The following is a 22,476-nucleotide window of genomic DNA, read 5'->3' as shown; positions in this document are numbered from 1 at the left end:
ACGCGAATTTGCCGGCATCGAGAGATGCAACGTAAAAGAATCGGTGGAGCGGTAGTTCAGTTGGTTAGAATACCTGCCTGTCACGCAGGGGGTCGCGGGTTCGAGCCCCGTCCGTTCCGCCACTTATTTAATTATGCCTGCTTTATTAGCAGGCATAATGTTAAGCGAGATTTAGGGGCGTAGCTCAGTTGGTAGAGCACCGGTCTCCAAAACCGGGTGTCGCGAGTTCGAGTCTCTCCGCCCCTGCCATATTAAGAACCCTTTGCGAAAGCAAAGGGTTTTTTTTTACCTATTATCCCTTCCCTTAGTGCATTCCCGCTTTGGAAAAGAGCGCTTTTGACGCTATATGCCGAGGTTTGCCCGATCCTGGCTGCTTCATGTTCTTCCGAGCTTTACCCTGCACGCCTCCGGATTCTCTTATCGTTTTGCATTATCTTCTCTCAGAAGGCGATGGGCGGCTTTTAGCATGATAGACAGTCATTACCACGATGACGGCATTTAAGGCCGCCATAATGCTTTAGGCTGCGGTATTTAAAGGTATTTTAAGTAATTGCCGAATCAAAGGCTGTTGATCGCTGTTTTGCAACCAGACGGCATACAGTGGGCGGATAATCGGCGGGATCTCAGTAGTGGCCACCAGCTGCGGATACTCCTTTTCCCACTGGCTGGGCAGGAAAGCGCATCCGCCCGTGGTTTCCAGCAACTGACGCGTCAGATGAGCGGAGGTAGTCGTGAGGACCGGCACGTTATCACCTTCCAACATGCGGCTTTCCTGTTGGTGGAAGTCGGCTCCCCATTCCAGCTTGATGTAGGGCATTGGGGCCTGTTTGTCACGATACGCGGATGAGAACAGGCGTAATGAGAAATTGCTCAGCTGTTGGCTGGCCAATTCGTCCATCTTCGGCGGTTCGGTGGTGATCAGTAAATCGAGCTGCCTTTCATGCAGTTGTTTTACCAAAGAGTGCCTTAATGCCACCCTGGCTTCGAGCTGCAGCGCCTCGCGTTGTTGATAGAGCGCCTGCAACCAGGGGGTCAGGTAGGCCTCCCACAGCGAAGCGGTAGCTCCGATCGACAACTCGGTGTGTTGCAGTGAACGCACGACCTCCTTCTTCGCCAGCTGCCAGGTGTTCATCAGGCTTTCGGCATAAGGCAGAAGCCGCTCACCGGCAGGCGTCAGGCGGATATTGTTGCGATGACGGGTAAATAAATTTGCGCCCAGCTGGTTTTCTAACTGGCGGATGCGGAAACTGACCGCAGACTGCGTTAAGTACAAAGATTCTGCGGCTCTGCCAAAGTGACGCGTTCTACTGACCTCCAAAAAGGTTTTCAGTAATTCGGTATCCACACCTATCTCCAAAAAAATTTGTCGTTAAGATTTAAATGTTTTGTTTTACACGCTGTCAAGCCTATCTAATACTCCGCGCCATAAACAGCACGGCCATAAGAGAATTAGGAGCGTGTCAGATGGCGGATAGCTTCACCACGACCAATCGTTTTTTTGATAATAAACATTACCCTCGCGGGTTCTCCCGTCACGGCGATTTCACCATTAAAGAGGCGCAATTGCTAGAGCGTTTCGGCTACGCGTTTAACGAGCTGGACTCGGGTAAACGCCAGCCAGCGACTGAAGAAGAACAGCTGTTCGTCGCAGTGTGCCGAGGTGAGCGCGAAGCGGCTACCGAGCAGGAAAAAGTATGGGCTAAATATCTGGCGCGCACACGTCGCCCGAAGAAATTCCATACTCTGTCCGGCGGTAAACCGCAGGCTGACGCAGTGGAAGATTACAGCGACAGCGAAGACTAAAGACGATGGGGCCTGCGGGCCCCATTTTCATTCCAGACTACGATGCAGCTGTAACAACAGACGGTCCATACTGCGATAGCCCAGCGCTTCGCTGAGGTGGCGCCTGTCGAGCTCAGTATCTCCCGCCAAATCCGCCAGCGTGCGAGCCACTTTCAGGATGCGCTGCCAGGCGCGTACCGATAGCCCTAACGCGTTTAATGTCGCTTCCAGAAACTCGGCGTCTGCCGGCTGCAACATGCAATCCCGTTCTACTTCGCGGTTGCTCAACAGCGCATTGACTTTACCGGCGCGTTCGAGCTGGCGGGCGCGTGCCAGTTGCACTCTTTCCTGAACCAGCTCACTGCTTTCTCCCTGCGTTTGCCGCTTACTGAGCGTACCCGGCGGCAACAGCGGCACTTCGATAGACAGATCGAAACGGTCGAGAAAAGGCCCTGACAGCCGAGCCAGATAGCGCAACACCTGCTGCGGCGAGGCGCGGTTGTGCAACCCATGATAATGCCCTGTCGGGCTGGGGTTCATTGCCGCGATCAACTGTACTCTGGCAGGGAAACAGACCTTGGCGTTGGCGCGTGAAATCACGATCTCGCCGGATTCCAACGGCTCGCGCAGCGCATCCAGGACCTTACGCTCGAATTCCGGTAGCTCATCCAGAAACAGCACGCCGTTATGCGCCATCGAGATCTCGCCCGGACGCGGCAGTGAGCCGCCGCCGACCAATGCCGCCATCGATGCGCTGTGATGCGGCGCGCGAAACGGCCTCTGGCGCCATGGCAGAGCGCTAAGAACAGGGTGTTGCAAGCTGGCGATCGCCAGGCTTTCCAGCGCCTCAGGCTCCGTCAGCGGCGGCAGTAGGCCCGTCAGTCGGCTGGCCAGCATGGTTTTGCCTGTGCCCGGCGGCCCAATCAGCAGCAGGTTATGCCCGCCGGCGGCGGCGATCTCCAGCGCCCGCTTGGCCTGCTCCTGGCCGATGATGTCGCGCAGATCGGCGTTTTCGTACGCATTGCCGGCTGCGGGAGGTGTGACGGCCACCGGCAGTTCGCCCTGGCCGAGTAAAAAAGCACAGACCTCCAACAGGTGTTGGGCGGTATGGGATTGTGACTGTGCGATCAGGCCGACCTCGGCGGCGTTGTCCGTCGACAGGATCAATTGTCGCCCGGCGTCAGCCGCCGCCAGTGCCGCCGGGATGGCGCCTCTGACCGCACGCAGTGCGCCGGACAGCGCGAGCTCGCCAAGAAACTCGTAGCGTGCCAACGGTGCGAGGGGCAGTTGCTCGGAGGCGGCGAGGATCGCCAGCGCTATCGGCAGATCGTAACGCCCGCCTTCTTTCGGCAGATCGGCCGGTGCCAAATTGACGGTGATGCGCCGGGCGGGAAAGGTGAAACCGTTGTTGATCAGGGCGCTGCGCACCCGATCGCGCGCCTCTTTTACCGTGGTTTCTGGCAGACCGACCAGCGTCAGGCCGGGCAGGCCGTTGCTGATATGCACCTCCACCGTCACGGAAGGGGCCTGAACGCCGATGATGGCGCGGCTATAGATTACCGCCAGTGACATATCGCTCTCCTTGCTGAGGGCGGCATGATGCGCGATTTATCCAGGTACCGCGCGGCGTTCTTGGCATTTTTTCCATGAAACTCGCAGCATAATCACTGATTTTCATCGAATTGAACGAGATTGTGCGAACCGCCTCGCAACCTGCGGCAATACCCATTAACAATTCGCTGAAGGCTGCAACACATTAGCGGCCCATACGCATTGCAACCATAGGGTTAACGGGTGTATTTAACAATTGATTAAAAGAAAAATCACTTCTTTAACACACTCCGACCGCCGCCGCAGTCTGCCCGGCAGCCGCTAAACCTCCTGACTTCGTACTCTACGGTAGGGATAACACTATGTTTGGTTGGACCCCGCTGCAACGCAACGCGGCAATTGCCAGTTTTTCAAGCTGGACGCTCGACGCTTTCGATTTTTTCGTGCTGGTATTTTTACTCAGCGACATCGCGCAATCTTTTCACGTCGGTCTGGAACAGGTCACGTTGGCTATTCTGCTCACGCTGGCGGTGCGCCCGATCGGCGCGCTGATCTTCGGGCGTGCGGCGGAAAAATATGGCCGCAAACCGATCTTGATGCTGAATATCGTCTTCTTCTCGGTGTTTGAGCTGCTCTCCGCCGCCGCGCCCTCGTTGACGGTCTTCTTGCTGTTACGAGTGTTGTACGGCGTTGCGATGGGCGGTATCTGGGGTGTGGCGTCGTCATTGGCGATGGAAACCATACCGGACCGCTCGCGCGGCCTGATGTCGGGCATTTTCCAGGCCGGCTATCCGTTCGGTTATCTGCTGGCGGCGGTGGTGTACGGCCTGCTGTTCGAAACGGTCGGCTGGCGCGGCATGTTCGTTATCGGCGCGGCGCCGATCCTGCTGCTGCCGTTTATTTATTATTGCGTGCAGGAGTCGCCGGTGTGGCTGGCGGCACGTGAGCGCAAAGAAAGTACGGCTTTATTGCCGGTGTTGAAGAGCCACTGGAAGCTATGCTGCTATCTGGTGCTGCTGATGGCGGCGTTCAATTTCTTCTCTCACGGCACGCAGGATCTGTATCCGGTGTTTCTGAAAGTTCAGCACGGTTTCGACCCTAAAACCGTCAGTATCATCGCTATTAGCTACAATATTGCGTCAATTATCGGTGGCGTTTTCTTCGGTTCATTATCGGAAAAAATCGGTCGTAAAAAAGCGATCATTATCGCCGCGTTGCTGGCCTTACCGGTGATCCCATTGTGGGCATTTTCCAGCGGTTCGCTAATGTTGGGGATCGGCGCTTTCCTGATGCAGTTCATGGTGCAGGGTGCCTGGGGCGTGATACCGACCTACCTGACCGAACTGGTGCCGGCCAACACCCGTGCGGTGCTGCCGGGGTTCGTGTACCAGCTGGGTAATCTGATCGCCTCGGTCAACGCTACGCTGCAAGCCACCATCGCCGAGCATCATGGGCATAATTACGGCTTGGCGATGGCGATCGTTGCCGGTACGGTGGCGGTGGCGATCGCCCTGTTGGTGTTCTTCGGCAAGGATACGCGCGGCAAGGCGATCACCGACGCGGTGAGAAATCCGGGCGTGCGCGCCAACGTGTGAAAGAGAGGCGATTCGCGTGAGGTATGACCAGATTGCGCCGAATAATAACGCAAAAAAAGTGTTGTCATGTCGCGCGCGGCTGTGGTACCTCTGTAAGCATTAGTTCTGAATGAGCACAGTGAACAAACCCATTATGAAAGCCTTTGCCCAAGTGATTAGCCTAGTCGTGATTAGCGTGGTGGTGATTATTATCCCACCGTGCGGGGCTGCACTTGGACGAAGAAAGGCTTAGCAAACAAGCCGGAATCGCAAGAGAACCCCCGCACCGTCAGGTCCGGGGGTTTTTTATTGGCAAGAGAAAAGTGGAGCAAGGGGCAGAGCATGAAAAACAGAACAAAATCCTGCGGTTGTCGAAGTAAGGCGGGGAAATAACTATGAATGGCGCTCAGTGGGTAGTTCAAGCGTTGCGTACGCAGGGGGTGGATACCGTATTCGGCTATCCGGGCGGGGCAATCATGCCGGTGTATGATGCGCTGTACGACGGCGGCGTGGAACACCTGCTGTGCCGCCATGAACAGGGCGCCGCCATGGCCGCCATCGGCTACGCCCGCGCCACCGGCAAAGTCGGTGTCTGTATCGCCACTTCCGGCCCCGGCGCCACCAACCTGATCACCGGCCTGGCTGATGCGCTGCTCGATTCCGTTCCCGTTGTCGCCATCACCGGTCAGGTGGGGTCCGCGCTGATCGGCACCGATGCCTTTCAGGAGATCGATGTTCTCGGCCTGTCTCTGGCCTGCACCAAGCACAGCTTCCTGGTGGAATCGCTGGACGCCTTGCCGGGCATCATGGCGGAAGCGTTCGCCATCGCCGCCGGCGGCCGTCCCGGCCCGGTGCTGATCGATATCCCGAAAGACATCCAGCTGGCGCAGGGCGACCTGCATCCGCACCTGATGCCGGTCGATGAAGCGCCGGCGTTCCCGGCGGCGGCGTTGGCAGAGGCGGCCGAGCTGCTGGCGCAGGCGCACAAACCGATGCTGTACGTCGGCGGCGGCGTGGGCATGGCCCAGGCGGTGCCGGCGCTGCGCGAGTTCATCGCCGTGACCCGCATGCCGAACGTCGCCACCCTGAAGGGGCTGGGCGCGCCGGATGCGCAAGATCCGCTGTACCTCGGTATGCTGGGCATGCACGGCACCAAGGCTGCCAACCTGGCGGTGCAGGAGTGCGATCTGTTGATCGCCGTCGGCGCGCGTTTCGATGACCGCGTGACCGGCAAGCTGAACGCCTTCGCGCCGCACGCCAAAGTGATCCACATGGATATCGACCCGGCGGAGATGAGCAAGCTGCGCCAGGCGCATGTCGCCCTGCAAGGCGATTTGAAAACGTTGCTGCCGGCGTTGCAGCGCCCGCTGAACATCGCCGCCTGGCAGCAGCAGGTGATAGCGCTGAAAGCCGAGCACGTCTGCCGCTACGATCACCCCGGCCAGCCGATCTACGCGCCGCTGTTCTTGCGCCAGCTGTCCGCCCGCAAGCCGGCCAACAGCGTGGTGACCACCGACGTCGGCCAGCACCAGATGTGGAGCGCGCAGCACATGACGTTCGAGCGCCCGGAGAATTTCATCACCTCCAGCGGCCTCGGCACCATGGGGTTCGGCGTGCCGGCGGCGGTCGGGGCCCAGATCGCGCGTCCGCAAGATACGGTGATCTGCGTCTCGGGCGATGGTTCCTTCATGATGAACGTGCAGGAACTGGGCACCATCAAGCGCAAACGGCTGCCGCTGAAGATCGTGCTGCTGGACAACCAGCGTCTCGGAATGGTGCGCCAATGGCAGCAGCTGTTCTTCGACGGCCGCTACAGCGAAACCAACCTGTCCGATAACCCCGACTTCCTGATGCTGGCCGCCGCCTTCGGCATTCCCGGCCAGCGCATCAGCCGCAAGGATCAGGTGGAGGGCGCGCTCGAGGCGCTGTTCAATACCGAGGGCCCTTATCTGCTGCAGGTCTCTATCGACGAACTCGAAAACGTCTGGCCGCTGGTGCCGCCGGGCGCCGGTAACGAAACCATGTTGGAGGAAATATCATGATGCAGCATCAACTCTCGATCCAGGCGCGTTTTCGCCCCGAAATGTTAGAGCGCGTATTGCGGGTCGTGCGTCATCGCGGCTTTCAGGTTTGTGCTATGAATATGGTTTCCCCGGCCAACGCCGACAGCATCAATATCGAATTGACCGTTGCCAGCCCGCGCCCGGTCGCCCTGTTGTCATCTCAATTAAGCAAACTGATGGACGTCTCCTGCGTCGAGATCCAGCAGCCAACATCACAACAAATACGCGCCTGAGGCGCTGAGAAGGATAAATAACAATGACTAAGAAAGCCGATTACATTTGGTTCAATGGTGAGATGGTGCCTTGGGCCGAGGCCAAAGTGCACGTGATGTCGCACGCGTTGCATTACGGCACGTCGGTGTTTGAAGGCGTACGCTGCTATGACTCGCACTTGGGGCCAGTGGTATTCCGTCATCGCGAGCATATGCAGCGCCTGCACGATTCGGCGAAAATCTACCGCATGCCGGTGTCGCAAAGCGTCGACGAGCTGATGGAAGCCTGCCGCGCTACGCTGCGCAAGAACAACCTGGTCAGCGCGTACATTCGCCCGCTGGTGTTCGTCGGCGATGTCGGCATGGGCGTCAACCCGCCGGCCGGTTACAAAACGGACGTGATTATCGCGGCGTTTCCTTGGGGCGCTTATTTGGGTGAAGAAGCGCTGGATCAAGGCATCGATGCGATGGTCTCCTCCTGGCACCGCGTCGCACCAAACACGATCCCCACTGCGGCCAAGGCCGGCGGCAACTATCTTTCCTCCCTGTTGGTGGGCAGCGAAGCGCGTCGCCACGGCTATCAGGAAGGCATTGCGCTCGACGTGCACGGCTACATTTCCGAAGGGGCGGGCGAGAACCTGTTTGAAGTGAAAGACGGCGTGCTCTATACCCCGCCGTTCACCTCGTCGGCGCTGCCGGGCATCACCCGCGACGCGATCATCAAGCTGGCGAAAGACATGGGCTTCGAGGTGCGCGAGCAGGTGCTGTCGCGCGAATCGCTGTACCTGGCCGACGAAGTGTTCATGTCTGGCACCGCGGCGGAAATCACGCCGGTGCGCAGCGTGGACGGCATTCAGGTCGGCATCGGCAAATGCGGCCCGGTGACCAAACAGATCCAACAGGCGTTCTTCGGCCTGTTCAGCGGCAAGACCGAAGACAAATACGGTTGGCTGGATCCGGTAAACCCGTAACGACAAGGCTCGCCGCGCCGCGTGGCGGACGACAAGACAGACAAGATAAGAATATCCAGGCGGTTCGTTCGCCGCCTGTCATAAATACATTTGGAGTGAAAAGAGCATGCCTAAGTACCGTTCCGCCACCACCACCCATGGCCGCAATATGGCGGGTGCCCGCGCATTGTGGCGCGCGACCGGGATGACCGACGCCGATTTCGGCAAGCCGATCATCGCCGTGGTCAACTCCTTTACCCAGTTCGTGCCGGGCCACGTGCATCTGCGCGATCTGGGCAAACTGGTCGCCGAACAGATCGAAGCCTCCGGCGGCGTGGCCAAAGAGTTCAACACCATCGCGGTGGATGACGGCATCGCCATGGGCCACGGCGGCATGCTCTATTCCTTGCCGTCGCGCGAGCTGATCGCCGACTCGGTCGAATACATGGTGAACGCCCACTGCGCCGACGCGATGGTGTGCATCTCCAACTGTGACAAAATCACCCCAGGCATGCTGATGGCGGCGTTGCGCCTGAACATTCCGGTGATCTTCGTTTCCGGCGGCCCGATGGAAGCCGGCAAAACCAAACTCTCCAACCAGATCATCAAGTTGGATCTGGTAGACGCGATGATCCAGGGTGCGAACCCGAACGTCAGCGACGCCGACAGCGAGCAGATCGAGCGTTCCGCCTGCCCGACCTGCGGCTCCTGCTCCGGCATGTTTACCGCCAACTCGATGAACTGCCTGACCGAAGCGCTGGGCCTGTCGCAGCCGGGCAACGGCTCGCTGCTGGCCACCCACGCCGATCGCAAGGAACTGTTCCTCAACGCCGGCAAGCGCATCGTCGAGCTGACCAAACGCTATTACGAGCAGGATGACGAAAGCGCGCTGCCGCGCAATATCGCCAACAAGGCGGCGTTTGAAAACGCCATGACGCTGGACATCGCCATGGGCGGCTCGACCAACACCGTGCTGCACCTGCTGGCTTCGGCGCAGGAAGGCGAGGTGGACTTCACCATGGAAGACATCGATCGCCTGTCGCGCAAAGTGCCGCACCTGTGCAAGGTGGCGCCGAGCACGCAGAAATATCACATGGAAGACGTGCACCGCGCCGGCGGCGTGATCGGCATCCTCGGCGAGCTGGACCGCGCCGGCTTGCTGAACCGCGAAGTGAACAACGTGTTGGGGCTGACCCTGCCGCAGACGCTGGAAGCTTACGACGTGATGCTGACCCGCGACGAAAGCGTCAAGAAAATGTACTCCGCCGGGCCGGCCGGTATCCGCACCACGCAGGCATTCTCTCAGGATTGCCGCTGGGATTCGCTGGACACCGACCGCAAGGAAGGCTGCATCCGCACCCGTGAGCACGCCTACAGTCAGGACGGCGGGTTGGCGGTACTGTACGGCAACCTGGCGGAAAACGGCTGCATCGTCAAAACTGCCGGCGTGGACAAAGAAATCCTCACCTTCCGCGGCCCGGCCAAAGTGTATGAAAGCCAGGACGACGCGGTAGAAGCGATCCTCGGCGGCAAAGTGGTGGCGGGCGACGTAGTGGTGATTCGCTACGAAGGGCCGAAAGGCGGGCCGGGCATGCAGGAAATGCTTTACCCAACCACCTACCTGAAATCGATGGGGCTGGGCAAGGCGTGTGCGCTGATCACCGACGGGCGTTTCTCCGGCGGCACCTCCGGGTTGTCCATCGGCCACGCTTCGCCGGAAGCGGCTAACGGCGGCCTGATCGCCCTGGTGCAGGACGGCGACATGATCGCGATCGACATTCCTCATCGCGGCATCCAGCTGGATGTCAGCGAGCAGGAGTTGGCGGCGCGGCATGAGGCGGAACTGGCGCGCGGCGACGCGGCCTGGACGCCGAAAAATCGTGAACGTCAGGTGTCCTTCGCGCTGCGCGCTTACGCCTCGTTGGCCACCAGCGCCGACAAAGGCGCGGTGCGCGACAAGAGCAAACTGGGGGGATAAGCAGCATGGCGGTCTCTCAACCCCTACCCAGCGCCCCCTGCGGCGCGGAATATCTGCGAGCGGTACTGCGCTCGCCGGTTTACGAGGTGGCGCAAGTCACCCCGTTGCAGGCCATGAGCAAAATCTCTTCGCGCCTCGGCAACACCATTTTGGTGAAGCGCGAAGATCGCCAGCCGGTGCACAGCTTCAAGCTGCGCGGGGCCTATGCGATGATTGCCGGGCTGGACGAAGAGCAGAAGGCGCGCGGCGTCGTGACGGCTTCGGCCGGCAACCACGCGCAGGGCGTCGCCTTCTCCGGTAAACGGCTGGGCATCAAAACGCTGATCGTGATGCCGGTGTCCACCGCGGACATCAAGGTGGATGCGGTGCGCGGCTTCGGCGGCGAAGTGTTGCTGCACGGCGCCAATTTCGACGAGGCCAAAGCGAAGGCAATCGAGCTTTCCCATCAGCAAGGCATGACCTTCGTGCCGCCGTTCGATCACCCGACGGTGATCGCCGGGCAGGGCACGCTGGCGATGGAGCTGTTGCAGCAAGACGCGCATTTGGATCGGGTCTTCGTGCCGGTCGGCGGCGGCGGCTTGGCCGCCGGGGTGGCAGTGCTGATCAAACAGCTGATGCCGCAGATCAAAGTGATCGGCGTCGAAGCGGAAGACTCCGCCTGCCTGCGCGCGGCGCTGGATGCCGGCCATCCGGTGGATCTGGCGCGCGTCGGGCTGTTCGCCGAAGGCGTGGCGGTGAAGCGCATCGGCGACGAAACGTTCCGCCTGTGCCGTGAGTATCTGGACGACGTGATCACCGTGGACAGCGACGCCATCTGCGCGGCGGTCAAAGATCTGTTCGAGGACGTGCGCGCCATTGCCGAACCTTCCGGCGCGCTGGCTTTGGCGGGGCTGAAAAAGTACGTCCAGCAGCACAATATTCAGGGCGAGCGTCTGGCGCACGTGCTGTCCGGCGCCAACCTCAACTTCCACGGGCTGCGCTACGTTTCCGAGCGCTGCGAACTGGGTGAACAGCGCGAAGCGCTGCTGGCGGTGACCATTCCGGAACAGCAGGGCAGCTTCCTCAAGTTCTGCCAACTGCTGGGCGGCCGCTCGGTGACCGAATTCAATTACCGGTACGCCGATGCCGACAACGCCTGCATTTTCGTCGGCGTGCGGCTGACGCGCGGCCACCCCGAACGGCGGGAGATCATCGACGAACTCAACGCCGACGGTTACCAGGTGGTGGATCTGTCGGACGACGAGATGGCCAAGCTGCACGTGCGCTACATGGTGGGCGGGCGTCCGTCGAAGCCGCTGCGCGAACGGCTGTACAGCTTTGAGTTTCCGGAGTCGCCGGGCGCGCTGCTGAAGTTCCTGCAGACGCTGGGCACGCACTGGAACATCTCGCTGTTCCACTATCGCAGCCACGGTACCGACTTCGGCCGGGTGCTGGCGGCCTTCGAGCTGGCGCAAAGCGAGCCGGAATTCGAGCGGCACCTGCAGGCGCTGGGCTACGATTGCCACGACGAAACCGACAACCCGGCGTTCCGCTTCTTTTTGCAGGGGTGAGTCGGATTGATAAGTAACCGTGACGCATGAGTCAGTTTATGGGTTGCGCGGTTGTGATTTTGTCGTGCATTTTTATACTGCCAAGACTTCTGACGTATAGGGATGCACGACAATGAACACTGCTTTTTCTACGCCGTTCGGTTCTCCCGAAGACGATTTGACCAACGCCGAGTTTGCCCGCCTGTTGGGCAATACCGGCGTACAAGAATTCTATCGCGATATTAATCTGCAAGCCTTGCAGGACTCGCTGGACTGCAGCCTCGCCTTTCATGGCGTGGGAATTATTTTTTCCGACGGGCAAAACTCATTTTTAGTCCGCCCGACGCAGCACACCGGTTACTCGAACGCTTCGCAGGTTACCCACGTGGTCATCAGCAAAACGGTGGCTCATACCTCGCGCGTTGCCGCGACCAATACGCTGTCGGAAGCGTTGAGCAAACCCAGCGTCAGCAAAGAGCTGGCCTCGGCCGCGCTGTCGTGTGGAACGCTGCTGGTATCGGTCTTTTTACTGGCGTCGGGCAGCGTCGCCGTGCCATTTACCGGCGGTACCAGCTCAGCGGTGGCTTATCTGGGCTATGCCGGCATGGCCGCCAGCGCGTTGCAGTGCGGTAATGGGCTGTACCGCGTCAACAAGCTTTATGACGGGAAAGGCGATGAATTGGCTCAGCTCGATTCAGAGCAGTGGTATATCGCCACCAGTACCGTGCTCGATGTGATCTCGCTGGCCAGCGCCGGGGCCGCCCTGAAGGAAGCGACGATGACCTATCGCGCCATGCGCCGCATTTCGGCGCGCAAGGCGACGGAGTGGCTGAAAAGCATGCCCCGCAGCGAAAGGAAGCGACTGACCGAAAACATCATTCGGGCGGAAAATCCGGGAATTTCCAACAACGTCTTGAAAGAGATGGTGAAGAACGGCCTGTACCCGAAACGCTACCCGACGGAAGCGATCCAAAACGGGCTGCGCCAGCAATTGCACTCGGCGCTCAATAACGCGTTGACGTTTGTCGGCAGCGGCATCAGCGGCACCCTGTCGGCGCCGGTGAATGTGAAAACCACCGGGCAGTATTTTGTGGGCATTATGCAGAAATTGCCGCAGATGGTGAGGTAATGGCGGAGTGGATGATTAAACGCCTGATCGTGCAGGGTCGGGAGATGGAAAGCCAAATCGCGGCGCGCGATCGCGCTCTTTTCGCCGGTGTGGATGCGCAGCTCGAGCAGCATTTCATGACGCCGGGCCAGCGGTTGTCGCCGCCGGGCGTCGGCAACGTCATGTTGCTGATGGTGTGCCTGACGCTGGGGCTGGCGGGCGTGATGGGTCTGGTCACGGATGTGGCGGCCGCCTGGAGCGGCAAGACCTCCGCCGCCGTGTTGATGGGCAGCGGCGCGATCGTGGCGGTGTGGATGACGTTGATCCTGTTCCAACTGGTGCAGGGTAAAAACAGCGGGGTGGTATTGTTGCAATATTACCTTGGCATGCTCGGTCTGTGTTGCCTCGGCGCCGCGGCGGCGTGGGCGGCGGGCATGACCGGCATCGCCACCGGCGCCCTGCTGCTGGGGGGCGTGGTTGGCGGTGCGCTGTTCAGCAACCGGGCGGCGTTCTACCTGTATGTCGCCTATTTCCGCACGCGTCGGCGCGTGTTTATCAAACGCCGTTGGCAGAGGGAAGATCTGCGCAACACCCGATAAACCGTCAGAACGGAAAAACTTATGACGCAACCTTTCTCCGGCTTTAGCCAGCAGGGCCTGAATTTCCTGCAGCAGGTGCGGATCGAGAACGATAAGGCCTGGTTCGACGGCAATCGCGACATCTACGATCGCGAGCTGCTGGCGCCGTTTCGCGCGCTGGTGGAGCAACTGGCTCCCGGCATGCTGGCGATCGACCCGCAGTTCGAGACCCGCCCGGCGATCGGCAAAACGCTGTCGCGCATTCATCGCGATACGCGGTTTTCTCACGATAAATCGCGCTACCGCAGCCGCATGTGGCTGACGTTCAAGCGCCCGAGTAAAGACTGGAAAGACGCGCCGGTCTACTTTTTCGAACTGGGGCCGGACATGCTGCGCTATGGGCTCGGCTACTACAGCGCCAACAAGCCGACCATGGATCTGTTCCGCCATACGCTGAGGCAGCGGCCGCAGCCTTTCCTGGAGGTGGCCGCCTGCTGCCGGCCGCCGTTCGAGCTGGTGGGCGAGCGCTACAAGCGCCCGCTGGTGAAGGAACAGGCGGCGGAGATCGCCACCTGGTACAACCGCAAGTCGTTTGCGGTGATGGTGACGGACAGCGAAGTGGAAAAGCTGTTCAACGCCGATCTGGCGCCGCTGCTGGCCGGGGCATTTTTGCAGCTTGAGCCGCTCTACCACTGGTTGATGCAGGTAGAGACGATGAAGCAGATCGATCCGGCAGACCTTTGAAACCCCGCGTCAGCGGGGATGCAGCAACCGCCAAAAGGCGTCGATCAACGGATCGCTGAGGCGCTTTTTCTGAACGCAGACCCCCAGTTCAAACGGTTCGACCATCGAGATGTTATCCAGCTGCGAGATGCGGTTGCGCACCGGCTCCGGGCTGTTGTCCACCACCACGCTTGGGATCAGCGCGATGCCGCAGCCCAGGGCCACCATCGACACGATGGCCTCGTGGCCGCCGACGGTAGCGTAAATCAGCGGATTGCTGATGCGATGGCGGCGGAACCACAGCTCGATGCGTTTTCGCGAGGGGCCGTGCTCCGGCAGGATGAAGGGGATCTCGGCCCAGTCGGGCTTGTCGGCGAACGCCTGGCTGCGCACCGCACAGGGCAGCGCCGGCGCGATCAGCACCAGCGGAATTTCGCCGATTTTGGTGAACGCCACGCTGGCGGGCAGCGTTTCCGGCCGGCCGGCGATGCCGAGATCGGCCTCGTTGGATTGCACCTTGTCGACCGCGTCGGCGGCATCGCCGGTGGTCAGCTTAATCTCTACCAGCGGGTGCTGCGCACGAAAGCGATCGAGGATCGGCGGCAGGTGGCTGTACGCCGCGGTCACCGAGCAGAACAGCCGCAGTTCGCCGCTCAGCGAAGGGCCGTGCTGGCCGAGCGAGTGCTTCAGCTGCTGATACTGCAGCAGCGTTTGCTGGGCGAATTCTTTCAGCTGTTCGCCGGCGTCGGTGAGCTGCACGGTGCGGTTATCGCGCAGGAACAGCGGCTGCCCGAGGATCTCTTCCAGCCGCTGGATCTGGCGGGAGAGCGTCGACGGGCTGACGTGCATCGCCTTGGCGGTGCGCCCGAAGTGATGGCTTTCGGCCAGATGCAAGAACAGCTTTAAATCACGTAAATCCATATCGATACGCTCGCAGTGAGAGTGTTGCAAAAATTGCAATGTCACGTTCTCAATATATCAATTTAAGCAACGCATTTCCTGTTATACATTGAGTTTAACGAATCTCCGCACAGACAGGGCGGGGAATGAAAATAACAATGCAAGACAACATCAAACCGGAGTACCACCATGGCTAACTATTTCAACACATTGAACCTGCGTCAGCAGTTGGCGCAATTGGGTAAATGCCGCTTTATGGCGCGCGACGAATTTGCTGACGAAGCCGGCTACCTGAAAGGTAAAAAAGTGGTGATTGTCGGCTGTGGCGCCCAGGGCCTGAACCAGGGGCTGAACATGCGCGATTCCGGTCTGGATGTCGCCTATGCCCTGCGCAAAGAAGCGATCGACGAGAAGCGCGCTTCCTGGCGCAAGGCGACCGAAAACGGCTTTAAGGTCGGCACCTACGAAGACCTGATCCCGCAGGCGGATCTGGTGGTCAACCTGACGCCGGACAAGCAGCACTCTTCCGTAGTGCGTGCGGTGCAGCCACTGATGAAAGACGGCGCGGCGTTGGGTTACTCCCACGGCTTCAACATCGTTGAAGTGGGCGAGCAGGTGCGCAAAGACATCACCGTGGTGATGGTCGCGCCGAAGTGTCCGGGCACCGAAGTGCGTGAAGAGTACAAGCGCGGCTTCGGCGTGCCGACCCTGATTGCGGTTCACCCGGAAAACGATCCGAAAGGCGAAGGCATGGCGATCGCCAAGGCCTGGGCGGCGGCGACCGGCGGCCACCGCGCCGGCGTGCTGGAGTCTTCCTTCGTCGCTGAAGTGAAATCCGATTTGATGGGCGAGCAGACTATTCTGTGCGGCATGCTGCAGGCGGGTTCGCTGCTGTGCTTCGACAAGCTGGTTGCTGAGGGTACCGATCCGGCTTACGCCGAGAAACTGATTCAGTTCGGCTGGGAAACCATCACCGAAGCGCTGAAGCAGGGCGGTATCACCCTGATGATGGATCGCCTGTCCAACCCGGCCAAGCTGCGTGCTTATGCGCTGTCCGAACAGCTGAAAACCATCATGGCACCGCTGTTCCAGAAGCACATGGACGACATCATCTCCGGCGCTTTCTCCAGCGGCATGATGGCCGACTGGGCGGAAGACGACGTGAAACTGCTGACCTGGCGCGAAGAGACCGGCAAAACCGCGTTCGAGAATGCGCCGCAGTTTGAAGGCAAGATCGGTGAACAAGAGTACTTCGATCATGGCGTGCTGATGGTGGCGATGGTGAAAGCAGGCGTCGAGCTGGCGTTCGAAACCATGGTCGATGCCGGTATCATCGAAGAGTCGGCTTACTACGAGTCACTGCACGAGCTGCCGTTGATCGCCAACACCATTGCGCGTAAGCGTCTGTATGAAATGAACGTGGTCATCTCCGATACCGCGGAGTACGGCAACTACCTGTTCGCCAACGCGGCGGTGCCGTTGCTGAAAGACTTCATGACCACTCTGCAGGCGGGCGATTTGGGCAAAGCCGTGGCGGGTACGGCGGTGGACAACGCGCAACTGCGCGACGTGAATGAAGCGGTGCGCAGCCACCCTATCGAAACCGTTGGCCGTAAACTGCGTGGCTACATGACTGACATGAAACGCATCGCCGTCGCGGGCTGATTTTCCGCAAGGCAAAGCACAAAGAGCCGGCAGCGATGCTGGCTTTTTTATGCTTCCGGCGGTGCGATAAGCTGCCGCTCGAGACAGCGCCGGATCGCGTGTTTGGCGTTCGTGACCCCCAGCTTACGCACCGCATTGCCGATGTGAAACTTCACCGTACGGGTTTTGATCCCCAGGATCAGCGCGATCTCGTGGTAGGTTTTGCCCTGGCTGGCCCAATAGAGAATTTCCCCTTCGCGCGGCGAGAGTCGATCCGTCCGGTTCGCCTCGGCATTGGCCAATGTCAGCGCGTGCTGGTGGGTATCGACCAAGACCATCTGCAGGTTGGCCCTTTCGTCTTCCATCAGCTGCCGCAGTTCGGCGTCATCGGCCGCCGTCGCGCTGATCGACAAGATCGCCAGGTTGTTGTCGTGATCGTGCAAAACAAAGCTGCAGCCGTGCACGATGTCGTACTCCCGTGCCTGGCTGAAGATCTTCCGGTAATGCCGATCCTCGGTGGTGATTGGGGTGTCGTGCCACATAAAGGGCGCGCAGCGACTATGGGCGGCGCGCACGACGGGGTCGATGCGTTGATAGCGATTGTCGCTGTAGATGTTCAACCATTCTTGCGGGTAGCTCGATACCAACAGATGGCGATCGGGATGGTGTTTGTTGAAGGTCAAATAAGCATATTTGAATCTGCCGAAGGCGTGCAGCCGGCTGTCCAGATGCAGTCTTGCGGCGACGGCGTTGGCGAATGCGACGGCCATCGGTAACCTCCCTGTCGTTCGGCGATTCAGCCCGACCTGCACCAAAGTCCAGCTAGTCAGTGCGGCGGATTGAAATTTATACTCGGCTAATAAATTCAAAAAGTCGGCAATGCCAAGACCTGAGCTTAGCAGTTCTGGGTATCAATAAGCCAACGCCAGGGAAATTCTTCAATCATCCTCTCATCAATACGTCTGGGAGCCATTGCGCCGGCGGCGAGGTCACCTCGCCGTCGTCTTATTGGTTGGGCATCGCTGCTGCGGGAATGATGGCGCCGCGATGTTGGATCACCGATGCGGCGAGCAGATGGCCGCGCTGCGCCGCCTGCTGGGCGCTGCCGCCGTTCAGGCGTACCGCCAGGTAACCGGCGCTGAAAGAGTCGCCTGCTGCGGTGGTATCCACCACGCGCTCCGGCGGCAGTGCGATCGCCGGTACCTCAAGCCGCTCTCCCTCCACGCTGAACACCAGGCAGGCCTCTGCGCCGCGTTTGATAACGATCTCGCCGACGCCGAGCGCCTGCGTGCGTGCCACCACCTGTTCAACCGGCTGCGCGCCCCACAGCAACGCTTCGTCATCCAGCGTCAGGAAGGCGATGTCGGTGCAGGCCAGCACCTCACGGTAGGCCTGCTGCGTTTCCTCACGGCTTGGCCACAGGCGCGGACGGTAGTTGTTGTCGAAGATGACTAGACCACCGTTGGCACGGCAGCGGCGCAGCAGCGCCAGCAGCTTCGTGCGGTCGGCAGGCGCGAGGATCGCCAGGCTAATGCCGCTGAGGTACAGGTAATCGAATTGCGCCAATCGGTCGCACAGTGCGTCGGCCTGGGGGCCCGCAAGCCAATACCGGGCGGCGGCGTCGTTGCGCCAGTAGTAAAAGGTGCGTTCGCCGGCGGCGTCGGTTTCGATCACGTACAGGCCCGGCAGTTTGTTGTCCAACTGCTGAATCAACCCGGTTTTGATGTTCTCCTGCCGCCAGGCCAGCAGCATCTCGCCGCTGAAGCTGTCGGTGCCGAGTGCGGTGACGTAATGCACCTGCAGCGTCTGTTCCGGCATTTGGCGGGCAAGGTAGACGGCGGTGTTGAGGGTATCGCCGCCAAAGCCGCGCGTCAGCTGTGCGCCCTGCTGTGACAGCTCGATCATGCATTCGCCGATCACGGCGAGATTTCGGATAGTCATCGTCAATAAGCCCTGGCTAAAGAAGAAGCAACAGCCGCCAGTCTCCACGTAAGGCGGTCAGGGAGTCAATAAATTAAAACAGTGTTTTAATTTTTTATGATCGCGATCGACCAACGCCAACAGGGTGAAGAGGAAAGCCTGCGGTAATTCGTGCTTAAAGTTTTACGCGGCGCGGCCGATAAGCTGGGTAAAGAAACAGCGGCAGCGCTCTCACTTCCCCGCCACGGCGATAGTACCGATGATAACCAACCTGATCTCGGGTCTGCTGGCGCCCTGTTTTGCCCTCTATGCCTGCGCCAAATCGCGGCGCTACTGGCGGCAATGCCGGCGCTTGTATACCTTCCAGCCGATTTATCGCACCAGCGGCGCGTTGCTGGCGGTGGAACTGCTGACGGCGGTGTATCACCCTAATGAGCCGGACAAACGGCAATCCCCGGAACAGTATTTTGCCTCGCTCGGCGTCGCCCAGCGTTTGCGGGTGATCCAGGAGCAGTTGGCGCTGTTGCAGCGCTGGCAGGCGTTGTTCATTCGCCACGCGGTGATGGTGTCGGTCAATATCGATGGTATGGCGCTGCAAGCGTTGCAGCGTCATGATGCGTTGCAACGGCAGATCGCCGAGATGCCCTACCTGCGCTTCGAGCTGGTGGAGCAAGCCGCAACGGCGTCAAACCGCCCGTTACAGCAGATCGTCGGCGGCGAACGGTTGTGGCTGGACGATTTCGGCAGCGGGCTGGCCAACTTCTCCGCCGTCGGCGCCTGGCGCTATCAATACATCAAGGTGGCGCGCGAATTGTTCACCTTGCTCAAACAGTCGGAAGAGGGCGTACAGCTGCTCGGCACCCTGATCAAGATGATGAATCAGCACAGCGACGGGGTGATCGTCGAAGGCGTGGAAACCGAACAGGAGTGGCGGCTGGTGCAGCGTTCCGGCGCGTTGGCCGCGCAGGGTTACTATCTTTCCCGCCCGGCGTGCTTTGAAACTTTACACAGCGTACCGACGCTGTTTGCCGCGCCCGGCGCGCCGGCGTGAACTCCGGCCTATCCTCAGCTAGGCTTAAACGGGGCTGCTCATTCCTTTTCCTTTCATTCGGCAGCCCGGTTTATGTGCTGAGGGAGCCCTATGACAAGAACAGGAAAGGTTTTCAGCTGGCTGGGCGGCATTGTGCTGCTGGTGCTCGCCGCGCTGGCGATCTTCATCGCCACCTTCGACTGGAATCGACTCAAGCCCACCATCAACGACAAGGTGTCGGCCGAACTGCGGCGGCCCTTCGCCATCCGCGGCGATCTGGGCGTCGACTGGTCGCGTAACCCGGATGAGGGCGGCTGGCGCGCCTGGGTGCCCTGGCCGCATATTCACGCCGAAGACGTGTGGTTGGGTAATCCGAAAAACATCCCCGGCGACAGCATGGTGACGCTGCAGCGCGTCGACGCCAGCATCGCACCGCTGGCGCTGCTGAGGAAAGAACTGCTGATCCCGCGCATCTGGCTCAAGCAGCCGAATGCGTCGTTGCAACGCCTGGCCAACGGCGACAACAACTGGACGTTTGACCTGGCCGGCGGCCAGGATCCCAAGCAGCCGCCTTCCGCCTGGTCGTTCACTGTGCACGATATCGTGTTCGACAAGGGACAGATCGCCTTTAAAGACGCCACGCTGAAGGCGGATTTCCGCGCCGTTATCGATCCGCTCGGCAAACCGCTGCCGTTCAGTGAAGTGACCGGCAAACAGAGCGGCGGCAAGGTCGCTACACCCGATTATGTTTTCGGCTGGCAAGTGAAAGGCAAATATAACGGCGAACCGCTGAGCGGCAGCGGCAAGATCGGCGGCATGCTGTCACTGCAGAGCGCCGATCTGCCGTTCCCGCTGCAGGCCGACGTGCGCTCCGGCAGCACCCGGGTGGCGGTGGCGGGCACCTTGTCCGATCCGCTGAACCTCGGCGGCCTGGACGTGCAGCTGAAATTTTCCGGCGAAAGCCTGGGCAATCTCTATGGCCTGACCGGCGTGCTGCTGCCGAACACGCCGCCGTATGCGACCGATGGCCATCTGATAGCCCGCCTGCATCAGCCGGGCGGCGCCGTGTTCGAATATCAGAAGTTCGACGGTAAAATCGGCGACAGCGACATTCATGGCGACTTGAAATACGTTGCCGGTAAGCCGCGGCCGACGCTGAGTGGCGCGGTGAGCTCCCGGCAGCTGAGGCTGGCGGATCTGGCGCCGCTGATCGGCGCGGATTCCAACGCTGCCAAAGCCGGCCGCGGCGAGAAGAGCCGCCAGCCGGCGGATAAGGTGCTGCCGGTTGAACAGTTCGATACGCAAAGCTGGAGCAAGATGGATGCGGACGTGAAGTTTGCCGCCGCGCGCATCGAGCGCGGCAGCGATTTACCGCTGAGCGATCTGGCCACGCACCTGAAGCTGAACAATGGCGAGTTGCGTCTGGATCCGCTGCGCTTCGGCATGGCGGGCGGCAGCCTGAACGCCGTGGTGCGCCTCGACGGCGGCAAAAAGCCGATGCGCGGCCAGGTAGATATGCACGCGCGCAAACTCCAGCTCAAACAGCTATTGCCTAACGTGGCGGCGATGAAGCGCAGCCTCGGGCAGATGAACGGCGACGCGAGGCTGACGGGCAGCGGTAATTCAGTGGCCGAGCTGCTGGCGACCAGCAACGGCGATCTGCGCCTGCTGATCAATAACGGGGTGATCAGCCGTAGCCTGATGGAGATCCTCGGTCTGAACGTCGGCAACTATCTGGTGGCGCAATTGTTCGGTGACGACGTGGTAGGCATCAACTGCGCGGCGGCGGACGTCGGCATCCGCAGCGGCGTCGCCGCGCCGCGGCTGTTCGTGTTCGACACCGAGAACGCGGTGATCAACATCACCGGTAACACTAACCTCGCCACAGAGCGGCTGGATTTATCCATCGATCCGGAAAGCAAGGGGATGCGCGTGCTGACCCTGCGATCGCCGCTGTACGTGAAAGGCACCTTCAAGCACCCGGACGCCGGGGTGAAAGCCGGGCCGCTGATCGCGCGCGGCGCGGCGGCGGTGGCGTTGGGGGCGGTGCTGACGCCGGCGGCGGCGCTGCTGGCGCTGGTCTCGCCCAGTGAAGGCGGCGAGGAGAACCAGTGCGGGCAGATCCTGCGGGAGATGAAAGGCAAAAAATAATCAGGCGCGCGGCGGTGGCGTAAGCAGCCGGCAGTCGTGATCCTGGATCTCTTCCGCCGAGGCCAGGGTGAACGGCAGCAGGCTGCGCTCGGTCGCCAGCAGCAGGAAATCGCCGTCCGGCAGCGCGGTCATCGCCAGGCCGAAGCTGCCCATGCGCCCGTCGGCGCGCGGCAGGCCGGCAGCCAACAGGCGGAAGGCGCCCTGTTGCTCCAGCTCGGCAGGGGTTACCCGCCGCCCCAGATAGTCATGTCCCAACAGGCCGCCGGGCAGCGGTTGCCATTGCTCGATGAAATCGGGGCCGATCTGCGCCAAGCGCTGTTTTACCGCCGGCAACAGGCAGGAGATATGAATGTGCAGCTGGTTTTGCGTGCGGCCATATTCCGAATTGATGGCCAGTGAAATATCACCGTCGTCGATGGGTTTGCCATAGCGTTCCGCCATCACGTGGCGCGCGCGCCAGGCCTGGGCGAAGAAATTCGGCGTGGCGGCATCCAGCACCGCCGGGCTTTCTATCCCGGTGATTTTGGCGCTGGGCATCAGCAGGTATTGCAGCGGTCCGTTGCGATCTTTAAACACCACGAAGCCGGCCTGCACATCCACCTGCTTGCAGGGCGCCGGGTTGTCATGCGCTTGCTGATTGGGCAGACATTGCTGGCTGACGATGCGCCACAGCGCATCGGGATGGTCGGGCTTCAACCCGTAATAGAGCGCGATGGCGAGAGCCGCCAGCAGCGCAACGCAGACAAATACCCCACGACGCAGAGACATCGGCCGATCCTGTTA

Annotated in this window: 20 protein-coding genes and 2 tRNA genes; 16 read left to right on the top strand and 6 right to left on the bottom strand. The window is 60.5% G+C overall.

The annotated features are described in order from the left end of the window. Positions 1–45: 45 nt before the first annotated feature. Both N6G83_RS37350 and N6G83_RS37345 read left to right on the top strand, forming a co-directional pair. Positions 46–122 (top strand) — tRNA-Asp (locus N6G83_RS37350). A 51-nt stretch (positions 123–173) separates the two neighbouring features. Beyond that, positions 174–249 (top strand) — tRNA-Trp (locus N6G83_RS37345). A 268-nt stretch (positions 250–517) separates the two neighbouring features. Here N6G83_RS37345 and hdfR read toward each other — a convergent pair. Further along, positions 518–1,345: an HTH-type transcriptional regulator HdfR gene (hdfR, locus tag N6G83_RS37340; protein ID WP_025304646.1), complete on the bottom strand. Its 828-nt coding sequence runs from the start codon at positions 1,343–1,345 to the stop codon at positions 518–520. A 119-nt stretch (positions 1,346–1,464) separates the two neighbouring features. On the opposite strand from hdfR, the gene N6G83_RS37335 reads away from it, so the two are divergent. After that, the gene (locus tag N6G83_RS37335; protein ID WP_004929946.1) at positions 1,465–1,803 is read left to right on the top strand and encodes a DUF413 domain-containing protein; all 339 of its coding nucleotides are present in this window, start codon (positions 1,465–1,467) and stop codon (positions 1,801–1,803) included. A gap of 27 nt (positions 1,804–1,830) precedes the next feature. Here the strand turns inward: N6G83_RS37335 and N6G83_RS37330 are convergent, their stop codons facing one another. Next, positions 1,831–3,354: a YifB family Mg chelatase-like AAA ATPase gene (locus N6G83_RS37330; protein WP_197770968.1), complete on the bottom strand. Its 1,524-nt coding sequence runs from the start codon at positions 3,352–3,354 to the stop codon at positions 1,831–1,833. A 341-nt stretch (positions 3,355–3,695) separates the two neighbouring features. Between N6G83_RS37330 and N6G83_RS37325 the strand changes: the two genes are divergently transcribed. The 10 genes from N6G83_RS37325 to N6G83_RS37280 all read left to right on the top strand — a co-directional run bounded on the left by N6G83_RS37325 (position 3,696) and on the right by N6G83_RS37280 (position 14,069). Then, complete coding sequence (locus N6G83_RS37325) at positions 3,696–4,928, top strand: MFS transporter (protein ID WP_060435232.1); 1,233 nt, start codon at positions 3,696–3,698, stop codon at positions 4,926–4,928. Positions 4,929–5,061: 133 nt separating this feature from the next. Continuing rightward, positions 5,062–5,160 carry an ilv operon leader peptide gene (gene ilvL / locus N6G83_RS37320; protein ID WP_013814970.1) on the top strand — a complete coding sequence of 33 codons (99 nt, stop codon included), beginning with the start codon at positions 5,062–5,064 and terminating at the stop codon, positions 5,158–5,160. Between the two features lie 142 nt (positions 5,161–5,302). Further along, positions 5,303–6,949: an acetolactate synthase 2 catalytic subunit gene (gene ilvG, locus N6G83_RS37315; protein ID WP_049209496.1), complete on the top strand. Its 1,647-nt coding sequence runs from the start codon at positions 5,303–5,305 to the stop codon at positions 6,947–6,949. Then, the gene (gene ilvM, locus N6G83_RS37310; RefSeq protein WP_004929955.1) at positions 6,946–7,203 is read left to right on the top strand and encodes an acetolactate synthase 2 small subunit; all 258 of its coding nucleotides are present in this window, start codon (positions 6,946–6,948) and stop codon (positions 7,201–7,203) included. Before ilvG ends, ilvM begins: the two co-directional genes overlap by 4 nt. Positions 7,204–7,226: 23 nt before the next feature. After that, the gene (locus N6G83_RS37305) at positions 7,227–8,153 is read left to right on the top strand and encodes a branched-chain amino acid transaminase (protein ID WP_016930475.1); all 927 of its coding nucleotides are present in this window, start codon (positions 7,227–7,229) and stop codon (positions 8,151–8,153) included. A 106-nt stretch (positions 8,154–8,259) separates the two neighbouring features. Beyond that, on the top strand, positions 8,260–10,110 hold the full coding sequence (ilvD, locus tag N6G83_RS37300; RefSeq protein ID WP_015379395.1) for a dihydroxy-acid dehydratase: 1,851 nt from the start codon (positions 8,260–8,262) through the stop codon (positions 10,108–10,110). A 5-nt stretch (positions 10,111–10,115) separates the two neighbouring features. Then, complete coding sequence (ilvA, locus tag N6G83_RS37295; protein WP_043142923.1) at positions 10,116–11,660, top strand: threonine ammonia-lyase, biosynthetic; 1,545 nt, start codon at positions 10,116–10,118, stop codon at positions 11,658–11,660. Positions 11,661–11,772: 112 nt separating this feature from the next. Next, the gene (locus N6G83_RS37290; protein ID WP_060435225.1) at positions 11,773–12,768 is read left to right on the top strand and encodes a hypothetical protein; all 996 of its coding nucleotides are present in this window, start codon (positions 11,773–11,775) and stop codon (positions 12,766–12,768) included. Further along, complete coding sequence (locus tag N6G83_RS37285; protein ID WP_025304641.1) at positions 12,768–13,346, top strand: hypothetical protein; 579 nt, start codon at positions 12,768–12,770, stop codon at positions 13,344–13,346. Before N6G83_RS37290 ends, N6G83_RS37285 begins: the two co-directional genes overlap by 1 nt. Positions 13,347–13,367: 21 nt before the next feature. Beyond that, positions 13,368–14,069 (top strand): DUF2461 domain-containing protein, encoded by a 702-nt coding sequence (locus N6G83_RS37280; RefSeq protein ID WP_025304640.1) that lies wholly within the window; start codon positions 13,368–13,370, stop codon positions 14,067–14,069. 9 nt (positions 14,070–14,078) lie between these two features. On the opposite strand, the gene ilvY is transcribed toward N6G83_RS37280, so the two are convergent. Next, positions 14,079–14,969 (bottom strand): HTH-type transcriptional activator IlvY, encoded by an 891-nt coding sequence (gene ilvY, locus N6G83_RS37275; RefSeq protein WP_004929971.1) that lies wholly within the window; start codon positions 14,967–14,969, stop codon positions 14,079–14,081. Positions 14,970–15,137: 168 nt separating this feature from the next. On the opposite strand from ilvY, the gene ilvC reads away from it, so the two are divergent. Next, positions 15,138–16,613 (top strand): ketol-acid reductoisomerase, encoded by a 1,476-nt coding sequence (gene ilvC / locus N6G83_RS37270; RefSeq protein WP_025304638.1) that lies wholly within the window; start codon positions 15,138–15,140, stop codon positions 16,611–16,613. 47 nt (positions 16,614–16,660) lie between these two features. On the opposite strand, the gene N6G83_RS37265 is transcribed toward ilvC, so the two are convergent. Both N6G83_RS37265 and N6G83_RS37260 read right to left on the bottom strand, forming a co-directional pair. After that, the gene (locus N6G83_RS37265; RefSeq protein WP_043142927.1) at positions 16,661–17,362 is read right to left on the bottom strand and encodes a LuxR family transcriptional regulator; all 702 of its coding nucleotides are present in this window, start codon (positions 17,360–17,362) and stop codon (positions 16,661–16,663) included. Between the two features lie 235 nt (positions 17,363–17,597). Then, the gene (locus tag N6G83_RS37260) at positions 17,598–18,533 is read right to left on the bottom strand and encodes a sugar kinase (protein ID WP_149570074.1); all 936 of its coding nucleotides are present in this window, start codon (positions 18,531–18,533) and stop codon (positions 17,598–17,600) included. 238 nt (positions 18,534–18,771) lie between these two features. Between N6G83_RS37260 and pdeH the strand changes: the two genes are divergently transcribed. Both pdeH and N6G83_RS37250 read left to right on the top strand, forming a co-directional pair. Further along, a complete protein-coding gene (gene pdeH / locus N6G83_RS37255) occupies positions 18,772–19,563 on the top strand; it encodes a cyclic-guanylate-specific phosphodiesterase (protein ID WP_043142934.1) in 792 nt (263 codons plus the stop codon). Positions 19,564–19,653: 90 nt separating this feature from the next. After that, positions 19,654–21,693, top strand: coding sequence for an AsmA family protein (locus tag N6G83_RS37250; RefSeq protein ID WP_197827005.1), 2,040 nt, complete (start codon positions 19,654–19,656; stop codon positions 21,691–21,693). On the opposite strand, the gene N6G83_RS37245 is transcribed toward N6G83_RS37250, so the two are convergent. Continuing rightward, a complete protein-coding gene (locus N6G83_RS37245) occupies positions 21,694–22,461 on the bottom strand; it encodes a CDP-diacylglycerol diphosphatase (RefSeq protein WP_025304633.1) in 768 nt (255 codons plus the stop codon). Positions 22,462–22,476 lie beyond the last annotated feature (15 nt).

It is taken from the genome of Serratia sp. PL7 (genome assembly GCF_945957435.1).
Note: the sequence above shows the minus strand (reverse complement) of the source record. Positions and strands in the feature narration are given on the sequence as shown.

Excerpts from the sequence above, each read along its gene's own strand:
- N6G83_RS37290 (WP_060435225.1), top strand. The coding sequence starts at position 11,773 with ATGAACACTGCTTTTTCTACGCCGTTCGGTTCTCCCGAAGACGATTTG.
- N6G83_RS37325 (WP_060435232.1), top strand. The coding sequence starts at position 3,696 with ATGTTTGGTTGGACCCCGCTGCAACGCAACGCGGCAATTGCCAGTTTT.
- ilvG (WP_049209496.1), top strand. The coding sequence starts at position 5,303 with ATGAATGGCGCTCAGTGGGTAGTTCAAGCGTTGCGTACGCAGGGGGTG.
- ilvM (WP_004929955.1), top strand. The coding sequence starts at position 6,946 with ATGATGCAGCATCAACTCTCGATCCAGGCGCGTTTTCGCCCCGAAATG.
- ilvA (WP_043142923.1), top strand. The coding sequence starts at position 10,116 with ATGGCGGTCTCTCAACCCCTACCCAGCGCCCCCTGCGGCGCGGAATAT.
- N6G83_RS37305 (WP_016930475.1), top strand. The coding sequence starts at position 7,227 with ATGACTAAGAAAGCCGATTACATTTGGTTCAATGGTGAGATGGTGCCT.
- ilvL (WP_013814970.1), top strand. The coding sequence starts at position 5,062 with ATGAAAGCCTTTGCCCAAGTGATTAGCCTAGTCGTGATTAGCGTGGTG.
- N6G83_RS37280 (WP_025304640.1), top strand. The coding sequence starts at position 13,368 with ATGACGCAACCTTTCTCCGGCTTTAGCCAGCAGGGCCTGAATTTCCTG.
- ilvY (WP_004929971.1), bottom strand. The coding sequence starts at position 14,969 with ATGGATTTACGTGATTTAAAGCTGTTCTTGCATCTGGCCGAAAGCCAT.
- N6G83_RS37245 (WP_025304633.1), bottom strand. The coding sequence starts at position 22,461 with ATGTCTCTGCGTCGTGGGGTATTTGTCTGCGTTGCGCTGCTGGCGGCT.
- N6G83_RS37250 (WP_197827005.1), top strand. The coding sequence starts at position 19,654 with ATGACAAGAACAGGAAAGGTTTTCAGCTGGCTGGGCGGCATTGTGCTG.
- N6G83_RS37330 (WP_197770968.1), bottom strand. The coding sequence starts at position 3,354 with ATGTCACTGGCGGTAATCTATAGCCGCGCCATCATCGGCGTTCAGGCC.
- N6G83_RS37335 (WP_004929946.1), top strand. The coding sequence starts at position 1,465 with ATGGCGGATAGCTTCACCACGACCAATCGTTTTTTTGATAATAAACAT.
- N6G83_RS37260 (WP_149570074.1), bottom strand. The coding sequence starts at position 18,533 with ATGACTATCCGAAATCTCGCCGTGATCGGCGAATGCATGATCGAGCTG.
- N6G83_RS37265 (WP_043142927.1), bottom strand. The coding sequence starts at position 17,362 with ATGGCCGTCGCATTCGCCAACGCCGTCGCCGCAAGACTGCATCTGGAC.
- N6G83_RS37285 (WP_025304641.1), top strand. The coding sequence starts at position 12,768 with ATGGCGGAGTGGATGATTAAACGCCTGATCGTGCAGGGTCGGGAGATG.
- ilvD (WP_015379395.1), top strand. The coding sequence starts at position 8,260 with ATGCCTAAGTACCGTTCCGCCACCACCACCCATGGCCGCAATATGGCG.
- ilvC (WP_025304638.1), top strand. The coding sequence starts at position 15,138 with ATGGCTAACTATTTCAACACATTGAACCTGCGTCAGCAGTTGGCGCAA.
- pdeH (WP_043142934.1), top strand. The coding sequence starts at position 18,772 with ATGATAACCAACCTGATCTCGGGTCTGCTGGCGCCCTGTTTTGCCCTC.